Origin of the sequence: Streptococcus sp. NCTC 11567, assembly GCF_902141215.1 — a bacterium.
Lineage (GTDB): Bacteria > Bacillota > Bacilli > Lactobacillales > Streptococcaceae > Streptococcus > Streptococcus dysgalactiae.
On sequence record NZ_LR595857.1, the window covers coordinates 1,050,562 to 1,067,288 of the forward strand.

A 16,727-nucleotide genomic window follows, 5' to 3' on the forward strand; every position below is an offset into this window, starting at 1 on the left:
ATCTTGAATGTCACTAGATAGTATGATATAATTGCCCATGAAAACGTTAACGGAGGACACCTATGACACACAATATCGTCATTGTCGGTGCTGGTTATGCGGGAATTGCTTCCGCTAGATACTTGGCAAAAACATTTAAAAAACAAGATGATGTCACCATCACCCTGATTGATAAAAACTCATTTCAAACTTACATGACCGAGCTGCATGAAGTAGCAGCTGGACGTGTTGAACCTGAAGCTATTAAATATGACTTGCAACGTATTTTTAAAAAATACCCAAAAGTTCAATTAGTGACTGATAAGGTCGTAGCTATTGATTACGAGCGTAAACAAGTCCAAGCAGAACATCAAAGCCTTGACTTTGATTACTTGATCTTAGCCATGGGAGGAGAAGCCAATGATTTTGGTACACCAGGCGTCAAAGAACATGGTTTTAGCTTATGGTCAATTGAAGCAGCAGAAGCTCTACACTATCATATTCTAGATGCTTGTTACCGCGCTATGAAAGAGCACGATGTGGCTAAACGCAGAGCTCTCTTAACCTTTACTGTTATTGGTGCTGGTTTCACTGGTATTGAGATGATTGGAGAACTCATTGATTGGGTACCAATTCTTGCCAAACAATTCAAGCTGGATGTTAAAGACTTCTCCTTAAAAGTAGTAGAAGCTATGCCATCTATTTTGAATATGGTGACCGAAAAAGAACAAACTAAAGCCCAAAAATACCTTATCAAAAAAGGAGTTGAACTTGTCCTGGCTGATGGTGTTGCTAGCGTCGAAGAAGATGCTCTTTACCTTAGCTCCGGTCGCAAAATTGATACCTATACTTCTATTTGGACAGCAGGAGTCAAAGCAAATACTGACACAAGTGAGTTTGACATTGAAAAAGCTCGCGGAGGACGCCTCGTTGCGAACCAGTACATGGAAACTTTGGAACATCCAAATGTCTATGTTGCTGGTGACTTGGTTTATTATGAAGATCAAAATCAAGATGGCAAACCAACCCCACAAATTGTTCAAGCTGCTGAGCAGACCGGTAAAACAGCTGCCCAAAACATTGCTGCAAGTATAAAGAAAACTGAAAAAGTTAGTTACAAAGGTAAGTATGACGGCTTTATAGTTTCCATCGGCTCCAAATATGGAGTTGCCTATTTGATGGATAAATTCCATATGTCTGGCTTCTTGGCTATGGCTGTCAAACACTTTACAAACTTACTTTACTTCTTTACGATTAGTAGTTTCTTTAATATCGGAGCTTACCTTAAACATGAATTCTTCGATATTAAGGATGGCCGTAATATTTTTGGAAGTAATTTATCCAGTAAAGGGAACCGTTTATGGTTAGTTCCTTTACGAGTTTTCTATGGATCATTATGGCTGTACGAAGGTCTTAAAAAAGCCTTTGGTTTGTTTGGAACCGAGTCTTGGTTCGGTGATAAAGTTGTCTTCCCATTCCCATGGCTACAAAAAGCCGCTGAGGTAACTTCTGGTGCTTCAGAAGCAGGTGGTGAAGCTTCTGCCAAGGGCGCAGGTGAAATGGCTAAGCAAATTTTTGGATTGAGCTATACCTATGGTGAAGAACCCATGCAAGTGCTTAAATCAATGCCTCACTGGTTTGAATCACTGATGAAAATCATGATGCCAAACCAAGAAGTGGCCCTATTTATGCAAAAAATGATGACCTGCTTAGAGATTGCAATTGGTCTTGCCTTAATCGTAGGAGCCTTTGTCTGGTTAGTCAGCGCTGCTACAGCAGCTTTAGTGGTTATGTTCAGCTTATCCGGCATGTTCTACTGGGTAAACATTTGGTTCATTCCTGTTGCCATTGCTTTAATGGCAGGAGCAGGAAGAAGCTTTGGACTTGACTATTGGATCATGCCTTGGTTAGGAAATCGTCTAGATAGATGGATATATGGTAAGCCCAAACACCTTTATCTAAGGAAAAATCATTAAGTCGGCCTATAGCGAGAATAAACTCTCACTAGCCCTATCTTGGACTAAGGCAGACAACAAGTAAAGGAGAAATTAGTTGTGATTCATCCCATTTGGAAACATCATGGTGACATCGAAGAGGCATTAGTCAGCGTTAAGCACATCATGATTTCTGAAATGTCATCGCTGCCTCCTGATATTAAAACGACTATTTTAGACTACATCAATGCTTCAGGAAAGTACCTTCGAGCTGGTCTTTGTCTCTATCTTGAAAAAGAAATCCAAGGGGAAATCTCTCAAGGAAAACTGTATCTCGCAGCAGCTATCGAAACCTTTCATTTAGCTACCCTTATCCACGATGATGTTATTGATGAGGCAGAGTTAAGAAGAAATATCAAGTCTCTACATCAGGTCTATTCTAATAAAATAGCTATCTATGCTGGCGATTACCTCTTGTCCTACGCGGGACGATTGGCTACTAGGGGAGCACAACTTCTAAATATCAAAGATAACTGGGAAGACAACGGGCCTCTTCCTTATCACGTCGTGGAACGTATTTTAGCTGGAGAATTAGCACAACTTATGAACCAGCACAATAGTCAAATGACTATGAAAGCCTATTTAAAACAAATAAAAGGTAAAACAGCCTTTCTATTCGGCTTGGCCTGTCAGCTGGGAACTTGGTATCCTAAGATTCCTCAGAAAACCTCTAAGGCAGCCTACCAGTTAGGTATCTTTCTGGGAATGGCCTTTCAACTGTCAGATGATTTAATTGATTATCGTCTGAGAGCTGATCAATCCGGTAAACCTAGATTACAGGATGTTCAAAATGGTATCTATACTGCACCGCTGATTCTAGGAATGGCGCAGTCACAAACCATCCAACAATTGGTTGACAAGCACCAAGCTGTGGAATGGAAAGAAGAAGAACTAACACTACTTTATAATCATTTGCTAAATACACAGGCTTTTGAAGCAACTGAAGCGTTAATTGAGAAATATCTTATGAAGATTAGTCAGACCAGTGGCCTATTGCCACTCAATCATCAAGAAGGTTTTTTAACCTTTACAAAACACGTTTTAGCCAGACGGTATTAACAAAAATTAGTAAGGGCTTACAAAAACGGTCGACTTTTCTTCACTTTTATGGTAAACTAATTAAAGGAAATTAAATTGGAGGTCTTTTTAATGAAAAAGAAATTATTAACAGGTTCCCTGTTAATTGCATCACTTGTCATGCTTGCTGCATGTGGTAGCAAGTCAGACGATAAATCAGCAACCTCATCAGAAGCTAAAACTGAAAAAGTTGCAAAATCTACTGATGATAAAGCTATGCTTAAAGATGGCACTTATAAAGCTGAGTCAGTATTTGACGAACGTGGCTGGAAAGTCGTTCACACTATTACCGTTGCAGACGGTAAAATCACAGCATCAAACTTTGGATACGAAAATAAAGACGGTAAACTCAAAGCTGATGATGAAGAATACAACAAAAACATGAAGGCAAAATCAGGCGTTTCTTCAAAAGAAGCCACTGAAAAGTTAAACAGCCAACTTGTTGAAAAACAAAACCTTGATGATGTTGAAGTTGTTTCAGGAGCTACACATACTTCAGAAAACTTCAAAAAATCAACTGAGGCACTTCTTGAAGCAGCTAAAGAAGGTAAAACAGATACTATTGACTTAGGCAAATAAGTTACTATCAGAACCGAGGAGTTGAGGGAACCCTTAACTCTTTGGTTTTTTTATGATAAAAGGAGGAGTTATGAAATCTCTCAAATGCCTTATTGCAATTCTTATCTGCTTATGCTTAGGAGCTTGCCAAAAAGAAAATGCCAGCCAATTAGCTGTTAGTGATTCTCCACTTGTTCGGACAGAACCCTTGTTGCACACTGTTGTTCAGCTCAGCATTTACCATGATCATCAAGAAAAAACAATGACTGAAGCGATTCAATACATCAAAGACATGGAAAAACTCTTATCTACCAATCTGGAAGGATCGGATGTTTATCGCATTAATCACCAAGCTGGTCAAAAACCAGTGACAGTTGACCCTAAAACCTACAGTATCATTAAAGCGGCGAAGCAAATGGCCGAAGCCAGTCATGGAAAATTCGATATTTCTATTGGCGCTATTACGAATTTATGGCGCATTGGAGACGATGTTGCTAGATTACCAAGCGAAGAAGAAATAGAAGCGGCACTTCCTTATATTAATTATCAGAACATTCATCTTAATGACAAGGATAAATCAGTTTTTATTGAAAAGGGCATGACCTTAGAGTTAGGAGCTATTTCAAAAGGTTATATCGCTGACGGCGTTAAAGCCATTTTTAAAAAACACAAGGTCAATACTGCCATTATTAATCTGGGAGGAAATGTGTTAGTCCTTGGCACCTCTCCTAAAAATCCTAAAGAAGGATGGAACGTTGGCGTTCAAAATCCAGATCAAGTGCGAGGAGATACTGTTGGTACTGTTCATCTCAAAGACCAGTCCATTGTTACCTCAGGTATTTACGAACGCTTTTTCGAAGTTGACGGTAAAAAGTACCATCATATTATGGACCCCAAAACAGGTTACCCTGTTGAGAATAATATTTCCGGCGTCACCGTTTATACTAAAACCTCCTTGCAGGGAGATGAACTCTCGACCACTCTCTTTTTATTAGGAATCGAAGACGGCCTTAAGTTTATTAATAAGATGGATCACGTAGAAGCTGTTTTTATTGATAAACAAAATGGTGTCCATCTCAGTAAGGGACTGAAAAACAAATTTAGCTTAACCAATAAGGAGTATCATATCATCAATGGAAACTAAACCACTGACCTTGCCCGTTTTCTTGGAATTTGTTGAATTAAAAACAAAGGTAGCTAGTGTCTTTCCCATGTGTATTGGATTTGCTTGGAGTCAATGGCAATATTATCAGCTAAATGTGACCAATAGTTTATTGTTTGCTTTAGCTGTGATTGCCTTTGATATGTGTACAACAGCTATTAACAACACTATGGACTATCACAAAGCTTATGATGTTACCTATCAGCGTGACGAAAATGTTATCGGAAAGCACCAACTCAATTTCAAAAGCATGACCTTTATCATTTATGGCTTGCTAATCTTTGCATCGCTTATTTCCCTGCTATTAGTGGTCAGAACAGATCTTTTGTTGTTACCTGTCGGGGCTCTTTGCTTTTTAATCGGTATTTTTTATACCTTTGGTCCCTATCCACTGTCTAGACTTCCTTTAGGAGAATTATTCTCGGGAGTTACCATGGGATTTGGTATTTTTTTCCTTGCAATTTATGTTCAAGACCCTCACCAGCTTTTTTACAGCCATTGGAATAGTGAGAGCATTTCCATAACGCTAAAGTGGATGCAAGCCTTAAAAATTGGACTCATGTCTCTTCCTTTAGTGGCTCTTATTGCTAATATTATGCTCGCTAATAACATTTGTGACTATCAGCAAGACCTAAAAAACAGACGGTACACCTTGGTTCACTATTTAGGTGAACAGCATAGCCTTTATCTGTATACTGCCTTGCATAGCTTGGCCTGGCTAATGTTCACCCTATTTATCATTTGGAAGTGGTTGCCTTTAATCGCATTACTAGTCTTTTTAGCTTACCCCATTAGTTTCAAAACACTCTTAACCTTTTTAAAAAAACAAGTGAAACAAAAAACATTTATTGAATCCATTAAGAATTTTGTCTTAGTCAGCAGCATCTATTTACTGTTACTCATCATTCTTTGTTTCATCTAAAAAACAACCTCAGTTTATTGGGATGATCTAACATCACCAAAGTGCTGAGGTTGTTTTAATATGCTAGTAATTAAAGTGGGAGAATAAGCTCATCTTCTTCGTTTTGAGGTGAATCATCACTTGACCCTTGAATTTCAATAATCAGTTTATGAGGAAGGCAAACAGACACCTGGCCTGGCTGACTAATCCAGCCAGTTTTTACGGCAATCTGATCAGGGCTATTGTCTTCTTTAACGCGGATACGTTCACCATCAATTTCAATGATATTATAATGCCCTTTTTGTGGGTAGTAGGTCTTTTCTTGATGCTTTCCTCCTTTTTTCAAAGGAAATTCATCAGCTACCTGACCATTAATTTTGACTACAGCTACTAAATTCTGGGGCGAAGCAGTAGTTGAGCGATAGTAGGTTGTTACGACTAATGGAATAAAGGAAATCACAATAGCTAGGGTAACCAATAGATAGTCGTAAGGTTTGAAATAAGATAGAATTGGTATTAGTTTTTTCTTCACAGTATTATTTTAATGAAATTTTTGCAAAATGTAAATAATTCAGTATTTATTTTACATAATTATTTTTATGTATTTTTTTATAATTTGTCTAAGGCGTTTTTTTGTTCATCGTTAACAATATGGGTATACAAATCGGTAACTTGAGTCGATGCATGCCCCAATTGATGACTGACCAAAACCTGGGACTTGGTCGCATCATAAAGACGTGTGGCTAATGTGTGTCGTAACTTATGGGGAGTCACACGAATTTTAAAATCTTGAGAGTATTTACCAACCATTTTTTCAATACTGGAGGCATCCATGCGATTAGGGACTCCTCGATATTCCGTTAAAAAGAAGGCAAGGTCTTGTTTTTCAGCCTTATAACGATTCTTGCGAATAGCCAGATAAGCTTCTAAATAAGGTTTAGCAAAACCTGCAACATTCACTGAATCTCGTTTTCCCCCTTTGCGGATAACCTCAATAACCATCATATTAAGGTTAACATCTTTTAAATCAAGATTAACGGCTTCTGATAGACGAACGCCTGAGGCCAGTAGTAGGGCAATAATAGCTAGATCTCTCTCTTTATTTTTACGGAAAGAAGATTTGGCACGATTGGATAATTTGAGTTCATAGTCCTTATCTACATACTCTAGAAAACCCATGGTTTCATCCCCTAAAAAAAGCTTTTGTTTAATGTTTTCAGCTCTAGAAGCTAGGGTTTCTTTTTTCTTCTTCGTGGACACCTTCTTCATGACATTCCGATAGAAATAAGGCTCTCCCTGATCATTTTCAACCTCTTCAGTCAAATATTTATAAAGGCTTGATAAAGCAGACAAAGTGCGATTAATCGTTGTTTGAGAAAGACCCTCTCTGGTGGAATAAGTATTAAGAGAAGGGCGTTCTCTTAGGTACAGAACAAAGGCCTCTAAATCTTTCTTAGTCAAGTGTTCAAGAGTCGCTAAATCGATATCAGCAATGACAGTCGCATCCGTTAAGTCAGCATCCATTAACCAGTCAAAAAAACGTTTGTATTCTTTTAAATACTCATATAGCGTTGTAAAACTGTATGGGACAGCCAATTTTGACTGATAGTATTCTAACACATACCAAGGCATGATAGCTTTATAAGTTTCTATTTTTTCGAGTAATAAATCACGTCTCATATTATGTTTCCTTTTTAAATACCTTACCTTATGATTAGAGAAATCGTTCTAACAGAAGTATATCACAACCTTATCTATTTTTCAAGAAAATTAAAGTTTTTCGGAAAGATGTTATAAGGAAAATAACTGTCTCTCTCCTGTCCTTGTTTTACTAATTTCCCTGCATCTCGGCAGATACAACTAGTTTTAGTTTACATACGCATGACATTAACAACCACCTTCTAAAACTGTTTCTTAAATCCTCTGAAATCGTCCATGTTGTTTTTGATCATTTTCATTTTAATCTATTTTTTCGTCGTGTCGTGTCTTTCTGTTAAGGCTCACCTTATTAGCTTTTCAGGTTTCATTTCCTTTGTTTATAGCTATTCAATTCATGTTAGCCTAATTTAATCCTGTGAAATCACTTTTAGTAACTCTTTGAGGTTTTTGACTAATTTTCTAGCTCAGGAAATCCTTGTTTTAATTCTCTAGTTTATATTCTATAGACTAATGTTTACTTGTTAAAAAATATTTTTTACGAATGTGAAAAACACCTTGACATAATTGTTTCTTAATTTTAATATATATGTAACAATAAGACATCAAAAAGAAATGTTTTTGTGGTATTGAATCTGAATTTCTGGAGAAATGTTAGGATCCTACTATGAAAATCATTAGTGCTACTGCATCGGAATTTTTAGCTGCCCAAGAAGCTTTTTTAACCTCTAATATACTACAATCTCATCAGATAGCTGAACTACAAGAAGAACGCAATCATTATAATAAAGTTGAACGCTTATTGTTCCTTGAAGATGAACAAGTGATTGGCTTGGCAGTTGTCGATTACCGGAAAAAATGGAAATATTTCCAAGAAGCTTTGGTCATTCAAGGTCCTGTCTTAGATTATTCAAATCCCTCACTAGTTGTTCAGGCAATCCAATCGTTGGAACACCATGTCCGTCAACAGCAGGCTATCAGTCTAATGTGCCACCCCTATCTTATCGATCAGCGTAAGGATGAAAACTTGGCCATTATTAGTCAGAATGAGAGTCAAGAGATTGCTGATGTATTTAGGCGTTTAAGTTACAACCGTTATTTCGATTCTGATTACTTATTCAATGGGATGATGCAAGTCTTTCTGAAAGACCTCCGACCGTATCGTAATTATCAAGAGATTGAGGCAAGTTTCTCCAATTCCCTCAGACGGAACATCAAGAAATATAGAAATTCTCACGTCAAAGTAAAAGAGTTGACAGCTACAGAAATTCCCTTATTTTATGATATTTTACAGCAAACTTCTCATCGGAAATCATTTAGTATCCAAGACCTTTCTTTTTTTGAAACTCTAAAAGATAAGTTGGGAGATCAGGCAAAGTTTATGTATGCTTATCTTGACTGCGCATCCTATCAAACCTATCTAAAGGATCACATCAATCGGTATCAGGGAGAAATTAAAGATTTAGAGAGTAAAGCAGATTCTAAAAAACGTAACACAGCTATCAAAAATGCGACGCAACAGTTAACCAGTTACCAAAAACGTTGGCAGGAATTCCAAAAACTTCAGGTAAAAACTGACCATTTACCTCTTTCGTCCTACCTTTTTATCGACTACGGCGATGAATTGCTTAGTTACTTTGGAGGTAATATTCAAGAATACTTTATCTTTGGGGGAGCAACTTTAATTAATTGTGACATGATTCGATATGCTAAAGAATCTGAGATTTCTTATTTTAACTTTGGAAGTACCATCGAAGTTGATCAATCTCAAGAAGGAATTGGTAATTTTAACTACAAGAAGCAATTTGGCGGACAGCTTGTTCAATATTTAAGGTCTTTCACTAAACCATTAACATTAGTAGGTAAATGCCTTCTTTTCATGAGCACCACATTCAAAAAGCAACACCGCTGATAAAAACAGTGGGGTTGCTTTTTGAATCATTTAATCTTCGTTAGGATCATTTTTAGCATCTTCATGCGTGTGATGAATGGTACCAAAAACGTGGTCTGGACCAGCATAAATTGAGTAGATTTTTAATGGAGTATCGCCAATGTTTTGAACATTGTGCCAAGTATCTGCAGGAACTAAAATAGCATCGTCTCCTTCAACCACTTGCTCAAAATCAAGATGGTCTTCTGCATCTCCCATCTGACATAACCCTTTTCCAGATTCAATCCGTAAAAATTGGTCTATGCCGTGATGAATTTCCAACCCGATATCATCGCCGGGCTCAATACTCATTAAGGTGACTTAGAGTTTCTCCCCAGTCCAAATGGTTGTACGGTAATTCTCATTTTGTTTGGTATAATCTTCAATATCAACAACAAAACGTTCTTTACCATGGTCTTTATAATCGAATGTCATAATATTGTCCTCCTTTATTAGGCACTAGACTCATCCGAAATAAATCTGTACTCCAACGCTATCATGAAAGCGTTTTCAAGTCAAAGAAAAGCATTGCTACTGACTAATGAACAATGAGCATCTACTAGCTTTCACTCATGCTTTTAGGAAAACAAACTACTACCTCTGTTCCTTCACCTAATATCGAATCAACAGCTAACTTGGCACCTAAGCGCTGACTAATTTTCTTCACGATTGTTAACCCTAAGCCATAGCCTTGCTGAGAATGGGAACTCTCTGCTTGGTAAAATTCTTCAAACATACGATGCTTAACCGCGTCTGACATGCCTATTCCCTTATCTCTGATGATGACCTCCACCATGTTATCATGTTCCTCGCAAAAAATACTCAAGTCTACAGGAAGTGACGGTTTACTATATTTGATAGCATTGTCAATCAGATTAGTCCAGATTTGCATGCACAAGTCTGGGATTGTTTCAAGGGTAACCGCATCTGATTGAAAGTCAATCTGCAGTTCCTTGTCCTGCCATTTTTCAGCTAACAAAATAAGAGCATGTCGTAGTTGTTCATCAATGCGAACACTTTGGACTTGATAGTCCCCTTTTTCGAGACGGGATAGATTTAATAAATCATCACACAAGCGTGATAAACGCTTGGTTTCAGACTGCATGAGTTCCAGTAACTCTTGTTGCTCTTTTTCAGGGACGGTCTTATCCAATAATAACTCACTGATACCTGATAGGGAAGCAACCGGGGTTTTCAATTCGTGCGAAATATTTGAAATAAACTCTTGACGCATGATTTCTATTTGCTGAAGATCTTTTGTCATTGTGTTGAAGTTATGCGCTAACTCATCAATTTCATTATGAAAAGCTGCTTTTTGATGTGGGTATTTCCGGCGATCGATTTGAACGGATAAATCCCCTTTAGATACTCTTGTAACCGCATCGTTCAATTGACTAATTGGCCGAGTCAGGTAGATGGAGCCATACCACATGCACAAGGAACCTATAACAATACTGATGAAACAGGCAATAGCTGCTATCAGATGGATATCATGGCTGCTCAGGATATAATAATTCAGTAAGGCTGCTAATAAAATTCCTATCAAACAAGAAAAAATAAGAATGCTACAAAAAACCCAAACAAAATAATATCTAAGTGAGAAGGCTAGTTCTTTAGGAGGTTTGTCCATGATTAATTTGTCCTTTATACCCTAAACCACGTATGGTGATAATATCAAAATCTTGATAATCTTTGCATTTTTGGCGGATGCGTTTGATGCAGGCGTCAACCACGCGCTCATCGTAATCCTCTTCCATCCCCCAAATATCATCAAGCAAATCCAAACGGGTAAATATTTTCTGAGGAGTGCTCAAAAGCTTATACAAGACATAAAATTCCTTGGGAGGCAGTTGCTCAATACGACTTGTTTTGAGATTTGTTAAGGCCAAAGATTGGTATTGCAGTTTACAATTAGCCAGTTGCAATTCTTGTTCATGTTCCAGCTTAACCCGTCTAAGCAGGGCTTTAATGCGCAACACCAATTCAGATAAGATAATGGGCTTAACAAGATAATCATCAACACCTAACTGAAAAGTTTCTTCTAAGGATTCAAATTGAGATTTTGCTGTCATCATTAAGATTGGTAACTGTTGACCACTTTCTCGGAACAGTTTTACGAGGCTATAACCATCCATAACAGGCATCATAATATCAGCCACCATGAGATCGATGTGCGTGTTCTCTAAATAATTTAAGGCTTCTTGGCCATTAGAAGCTACATGAACATGATAACCTTCTTGACCTAGTTTAGTGTAACCTATTCAGATAGCTAATAGCTTATTGTGGTAAAAGTTATTGAGATCAGTGGTTTTGTTCTTTCATTTGACGAATACCTTCTTCGAGAATCTCTATCTGAGCAATCGTTTCGTCATCTTTTACAAGTTTAGGTTTCCCCAAGCAAATACTATCATAAATAGCTTGGTACATTTGAGCATAGGAACCTTTTTCTGAAATGACTTTTTCGTCATGGTAACCCCCTTGATCGTCAATATAGGTTAGGGTGCCATAATCCTCTGGTCTATCCATACCGAAATCAGTGTTGGTCGGCATGTAAAAGCGTTTCAAATCTTCTTCTTGACGATCCTTAACAGCTTTCACAAACATCCCCTTTTTACCATAAACGACAAAGCTTGGTCTTTCTTTAATTCGAAAATAACTCGATTTAATAGAGACTTTGAGGCTATTCGGATAATAAAAATCCAAATCAAAATAATCGTTCATGCGTCCCTCACCTAACAGTTGACGCACATCATAATGAACCTTATCAGGTTTTCCAAAGTAAGAAATAACTTGATCAACGGTATGACACGCATGCCCATACAAATAGGACGTGTTCAAAGAATACTGATCAACACTTTCTGGAATTTCTGGACGAAAATAGTCGAAGTGCATTTCGACTTCTAAGATATCTCCTAAAACACCTGAGTTGATTACCTTTTGAACCGTTAGAAAATCAGTATCAAATCGACGATTTTGATAGGCCTGTAAAAACACGCCTTTTTGCTTAGCCAAATCAAATAATTCTTTGGCTTCTGCTACTGTCTCGGTAAATGGTTTTTCAACCAAAGTATTTTTACCTGCTTCCAAACACTGCTTAGCCACTGCATAATGAGCAGAGGGAGGGATGGATAAAATAACAAGTTGGATATCTGGATCGTTTAGGACCTCATCAATGTTATCGGTATAAGTAACCCCTTCTAGTGGCTCCCAAGGACTAGGAAAAGGATCATAAATTGTTTTAATATGAATGTCTTTTAGTTGTTTAGCAAATGGAATGTGGTAGCGATTGGTGCTCTTTCCGTTACCAATATAGGCAATTGTTAGCATGGTAGCCTCCTTAATATTAATAGATGTTCACAAAGATAAACTATTGTTATCATACGCTTTCTTAAGAAAATTGTCAAAAATTCTAATAATGATATCGTGTGAAGTGCTTGCTTTTCCAGCGTCATTTTGTTATACTTTTAGTAAAGTTATAACTTTACTAAAAGGAGTACTTTCATGTTTTCTGGAGATCAATTAAAAACAGCACGTTTGGCAAAACAACTAAGCCAAGAAGAGTTAGGTCAGCTATTAAATGTTAATAAAATGACTATTTCTAACTGGGAAAAAGGGAAAAACACCCCTAATCAAAAGCACTTTGAGCAGCTCTTAAGTCTATTTGGAGTAACAGCGGACTATTTCAACAAAGACCATCGTTTGCTGATTCCTTTTAATCAACTGCTTCCTGTTAATAAAGAAAAAGTTATTAGCTACTCAGAACAACTTCTTAATCAACAAATACCTATCACTAAGCTTCCTAATAAGTCCAAAAAACTTTATTCTTACCGTGTTTATGAAAGCTTATCAGCTGGTACTGGCTACTCTTACTTTGGTGATGGCAATTTCGATGTGGTTTTTCATGATGAACAATTAGACTATGACTTTGCCTCTTGGGTTTTCGGAGATTCTATGGAACCCACTTATCTAAATGGGGAGGTCGTTCTCATTAAGCAAGACAGTTTTGATTACGACGGTGCCATCTATGCCGTAGAATGGGATGGGCAGACCTATATCAAAAAAGTTTATCGTGAGGAAGATGGCTTACGCCTTGTCTCCTTAAATAAAAAATATTCCGATAAATTTGCTCCTTACGATGAAGACCCAAGGATTATAGGAAAAATCATCGCTAATTTTATGCCACTAGAAGTGTGATGCTATCGAAGTTAAATCATTAAAGGCATTCAAGTTTATATGACAATCATAAAAAAGAAGCTAATGAATAACACTTTCCCTAGAAATAGTTGGACCTATCTCCACTTTCAGGGATATCAAGTTATCCGTTAACTTCTTTTTTGTTATTACCACAAAAATTCTTCATAATAAATCCGTTGATGAGCTACTCCCTGCTGTATTAATCGTTTTCGCCACGTTCTTCCCATACCAGTAGGTCCTCCTAGTAAAACAACGCTATTGGCACTTTTAGTCAAAAATTCTCTTAAAATAATATCTTCACTATGGCGCCCAACTTGGCTAAAAACATGAAGATTCCCTTTTAAGGACATCTTTTTTAAAGTTTCCATATGAACAAAGTCTTCTTGTCTTTTAACAGAATAAAAGAGTGTTGTTTTGATATGACTATTAACTTCCATAATGGCCATCAGTGGGACAATTCCAATGCCACCAGCTATTATGAATAATTCACTAGGTTGGTGCCTTTTTATGATACTTTGATATTGTCCAAAACCTTGAGAAATGGACACTCTGCTCCCTAATTCTAAGCTAGCTAATTGCTAAGTAAAATCTCCAACTTCCCGTATCACAAATTCTATATCCTGCTTCATATTAGGAACATTAAAGACAGAAAATGGATGAGGTTCCTTCATCTTAGGATATTCGGGAAATGATATAAAGACAAAATCACCTGGCTGAATGTTTAATTGAGACTGTTCGGGTACGGAAATCGTTAACTTAACAATATGATCCCCTATTTTTTGACAGTCCTTGAGATGACCTTGTAAACCTTTCGCCTGAGGAGCAAATGCTGCCCATAAATATAAACTCATGACAATCAAACTGACAAAACTAAATAAACTCACAAAAAACTTGTTTTGCGTCACTTCAGGAATTAATAAAACATGTATGAAAATTAGCGCAGTTGCTAAAAGCATCAAGCGATGAATCCAGATCGATTGCTCATGTTTCAAGTAAGATTCCAACTTTTTCTTGATAAAATCCAAAATTTTGATTCGGCTGGTTAACCAACCTGATAAAAATAACATTGAAAAGGCTGCTACTGCAAGAAATATAATGAGTGCTGCTTCGCCAGTGGACTTGATCAATCCCTGTGAAGGATCTAGTTCTTTATGAAATAAGGCTAATAAAATAGCCGATAAACTAAGGATACCATGTATAACATATAGGTGTGACAGCCCAACCAATCGATCAACCCAGTGCGGTTTAGTACTAAGATAAATGGTTGATAACATCCATGCATAAGAAACAACCCCTAAACGAACTCCCAGTTCTAAAGAACTTCCTATTAAACTAATTAAAAAGAGGGAGGGAAGTAAAAAAAGAAAAAGACTCCAAATGACAACTAATCTAGCGTTTAAATGGTTGATAATCATAACCTTCTCCTAGCTTTATTCCTCTAAAAGTGAATTTTTCAACTTATCTCTTCTTAAACAGAAGTTTCTACAAGGAATTAAGAACTCCATAGCTATTGTGATAGCTAAATCTTAGTCATTTAAACTTAACTTTTTCTTAAAATGAAAGATATTTTTAATGATGATTCATCATTAGCTTTATGATGACCTGTCTACTAGGTCATTAGACTGAAATAAAAAGGTCTAGTCCTGTAGTATACAACACTAAACCTTTGGTCAATGAACCTTTATTTTATAGAGATGAATTGGAAAACTGTTACTTACGCTTTTTCTTAGCTTTTTTGATTTTATTAGCTTGACGTTTCATGGCCTGTTTCATCGCAAATTGTCCAATTTTCCCCTTGAACCCACCACCAAACAGTTGACTCATATCCATATCACCACCAAGGCCAGATAAATCAGGCATACCACCTTGTCCCATCATCCCTTCTAATGAAGACATATCTGGCATACCAGCAGGCATGTTTTTAGGAAGATTATTGGGGTTAATACCCATATCTTTCATCATTTTAGACATATCGCCCGACATAACCCCTTGCATCATGCTTTTGGCTTGGTTAAAGTCTTTGATAAATTTATTAACTTCTACAAAACTGTTCCCGGAACCAGCTGCAATACGACGGCGACGACTCGGGTTTAGTAAGTCAGGATTTTCACGTTCAGCGGGTGTCATTGAAGAGACAATAGCACGTTTGCGAGCAATTTGGTTTTCGTCAACTTTGATATTGGCCAAAGCTGGATTACCAGCCATTCCTGGAATCATTTTCAAGAGGTCTTCCATAGGCCCCATATTTTGCACTTGATCTAACTGTTCAATAAAATCATTGAAATCAAAGGTGTTCTCTCGCATTTTTTCAGCTAACTCTAAGGATTTTTTCTCATCATATTCCTGGCTAGCTTTTTCAATGAGGGTAAGCAAATCCCCCATTCCCAAAATCCGACTGGACATGCGGTCTGGGTGAAATGTTTCAATATCTGTGATTTTTTCACCAGTACCTGTAAATTTAATTGGTTTCCCAGTGATTTCACGGACAGATAGCGCCGCACCTCCACGGGTGTCACCATCAATCTTTGTTAACACAACCCCTGTGATGCTCAATTGATGATTAAACTCGTAGGCTACATTGGCAGCTTCTTGACCAATCATGCTATCTACAACCAAAAGAATTTCATTTGGTTGTGCTAAAGCCTTGACATCGCGCAGCTCTTCCATCAGTTTTTCATCAATTTGCAAGCGACCCGCAGTATCAATCAAGACATAGTCATTGCGGTTTTCACGAGCTTGTTCCAAACCTTTTCTGACAATATCGACTGCTAAGTGGTCTGTCCCCATATCAAAAACAGGTACATTGATTTGTTGCCCGAGTGTTTTTAACTGATCAATGGCCGCTGGACGGTAAATATCGGCAGCAATCATCAGTGGTCGCGCGTTTTCTTCTTTAATTAATTTATTAGCGAGTTTTCCTGCAAAAGTTGTTTTACCAGCCCCTTGCAAACCGACCATCATGATAATAGTTGGAATTTTTGGAGATTTATCAATCTCCGCAGTTTCTGAGCCTAAAATACTCGTTAATTCTTCATTAACAATCTTAAGAATTTGTTGTGTTGGATCAAGAGTATCAATAATCTCATGGCCAATAGCGCGCTCACGTACGCGCTTAATAAAGGTTTTAACAACTGGTAAAGCGACATCGGCTTCTAAAAGAGCTAGACGAATCTCTTTTGTCACTTCTTGGACATCTGATTCTGATAATTTCTTTTTACCGCGAATGTGTTTAAACACATCTTGCAAACGTTGGGTTAAGCTTTCAAAAGCCATAGT

General features: G+C 37.3%; 15 protein-coding genes and 1 pseudogene. 7 read left to right on the forward strand and 9 right to left on the reverse strand.

Annotated elements, in window-relative coordinates:
- Window positions 1-62: 62 nt before the first annotated feature.
- The 5 genes from FQT67_RS05380 to FQT67_RS05400 all read left to right on the forward strand — a co-directional run bounded on the left by FQT67_RS05380 (window position 63) and on the right by FQT67_RS05400 (window position 5,692).
- Window positions 63-1,955, forward strand: coding sequence for an NAD(P)/FAD-dependent oxidoreductase (locus FQT67_RS05380; protein ID WP_046177263.1), 1,893 nt, complete (start codon window positions 63-65; stop codon window positions 1,953-1,955).
- A gap of 78 nt (window positions 1,956-2,033) precedes the next feature.
- On the forward strand, window positions 2,034-3,032 hold the full coding sequence (locus FQT67_RS05385) for a polyprenyl synthetase family protein (protein WP_046177264.1): 999 nt from the start codon (window positions 2,034-2,036) through the stop codon (window positions 3,030-3,032).
- A gap of 90 nt (window positions 3,033-3,122) precedes the next feature.
- On the forward strand, window positions 3,123-3,629 hold the full coding sequence (locus tag FQT67_RS05390; RefSeq protein ID WP_046177265.1) for an FMN-binding protein: 507 nt from the start codon (window positions 3,123-3,125) through the stop codon (window positions 3,627-3,629).
- 70 nt (window positions 3,630-3,699) lie between these two features.
- Window positions 3,700-4,752 carry an FAD:protein FMN transferase gene (locus FQT67_RS05395; protein ID WP_115256897.1) on the forward strand — a complete coding sequence of 351 codons (1,053 nt, stop codon included), beginning with the start codon at window positions 3,700-3,702 and terminating at the stop codon, window positions 4,750-4,752.
- Window positions 4,742-5,692, forward strand: a complete 951-nt coding sequence (locus tag FQT67_RS05400) for a 1,4-dihydroxy-2-naphthoate polyprenyltransferase (RefSeq protein ID WP_046177266.1) — start codon at window positions 4,742-4,744, stop codon at window positions 5,690-5,692. The genes FQT67_RS05395 and FQT67_RS05400 overlap by 11 nt, the downstream gene beginning before the upstream one ends.
- Before the next feature lie 70 nt (window positions 5,693-5,762).
- Here FQT67_RS05400 and FQT67_RS05405 read toward each other — a convergent pair whose 3' ends face one another.
- Both FQT67_RS05405 and xerS read right to left on the reverse strand, forming a co-directional pair.
- Entirely contained in the window at window positions 5,763-6,203 is a 441-nt protein-coding gene (locus FQT67_RS05405) for a NusG domain II-containing protein (protein ID WP_046177267.1), read from the reverse strand.
- Between the two features lie 77 nt (window positions 6,204-6,280).
- Window positions 6,281-7,351 (reverse strand): tyrosine recombinase XerS, encoded by a 1,071-nt coding sequence (xerS, locus tag FQT67_RS05410; protein ID WP_046177268.1) that lies wholly within the window; start codon window positions 7,349-7,351, stop codon window positions 6,281-6,283.
- Between the two features lie 643 nt (window positions 7,352-7,994).
- Here xerS and FQT67_RS05415 point away from each other — a divergent pair.
- Window positions 7,995-9,239 (forward strand): peptidoglycan bridge formation glycyltransferase FemA/FemB family protein, encoded by a 1,245-nt coding sequence (locus FQT67_RS05415; RefSeq protein ID WP_046177269.1) that lies wholly within the window; start codon window positions 7,995-7,997, stop codon window positions 9,237-9,239.
- A gap of 30 nt (window positions 9,240-9,269) precedes the next feature.
- Here the strand turns inward: FQT67_RS05415 and FQT67_RS05420 are convergent.
- The 4 genes and pseudogenes from FQT67_RS05420 to FQT67_RS05435 form a co-directional block, all read right to left on the reverse strand.
- A pseudogene (locus FQT67_RS05420) lies at window positions 9,270-9,692 on the reverse strand (cupin domain-containing protein).
- A gap of 124 nt (window positions 9,693-9,816) precedes the next feature.
- Entirely contained in the window at window positions 9,817-10,887 is a 1,071-nt protein-coding gene (locus FQT67_RS05425) for a HAMP domain-containing sensor histidine kinase (protein WP_115256900.1), read from the reverse strand.
- Complete coding sequence (locus FQT67_RS05430; RefSeq protein ID WP_046177271.1) at window positions 10,871-11,518, reverse strand: response regulator transcription factor; 648 nt, start codon at window positions 11,516-11,518, stop codon at window positions 10,871-10,873. The genes FQT67_RS05425 and FQT67_RS05430 overlap by 17 nt, the downstream gene beginning before the upstream one ends.
- A gap of 40 nt (window positions 11,519-11,558) precedes the next feature.
- On the reverse strand, window positions 11,559-12,584 hold the full coding sequence (locus FQT67_RS05435; protein ID WP_046177272.1) for a Gfo/Idh/MocA family oxidoreductase: 1,026 nt from the start codon (window positions 12,582-12,584) through the stop codon (window positions 11,559-11,561).
- A gap of 174 nt (window positions 12,585-12,758) precedes the next feature.
- Here FQT67_RS05435 and FQT67_RS05440 point away from each other — a divergent pair, with 174 nt between their 5' ends.
- Entirely contained in the window at window positions 12,759-13,451 is a 693-nt protein-coding gene (locus FQT67_RS05440) for a helix-turn-helix transcriptional regulator (RefSeq protein ID WP_003058325.1), read from the forward strand.
- Window positions 13,452-13,597: 146 nt separating this feature from the next.
- Here FQT67_RS05440 and FQT67_RS10940 read toward each other — a convergent pair whose 3' ends face one another.
- The 3 genes from FQT67_RS10940 to ffh form a co-directional block, all read right to left on the reverse strand.
- Complete coding sequence (locus FQT67_RS10940; protein ID WP_232619968.1) at window positions 13,598-13,999, reverse strand: hypothetical protein; 402 nt, start codon at window positions 13,997-13,999, stop codon at window positions 13,598-13,600.
- A gap of 30 nt (window positions 14,000-14,029) precedes the next feature.
- Window positions 14,030-14,866, reverse strand: coding sequence for a hypothetical protein (locus FQT67_RS10945; RefSeq protein WP_232619967.1), 837 nt, complete (start codon window positions 14,864-14,866; stop codon window positions 14,030-14,032).
- 295 nt (window positions 14,867-15,161) lie between these two features.
- Complete coding sequence (gene ffh, locus FQT67_RS05450; RefSeq protein ID WP_003061124.1) at window positions 15,162-16,724, reverse strand: signal recognition particle protein; 1,563 nt, start codon at window positions 16,722-16,724, stop codon at window positions 15,162-15,164.
- Between the last annotated feature and the right edge of the window lie 3 nt (window positions 16,725-16,727).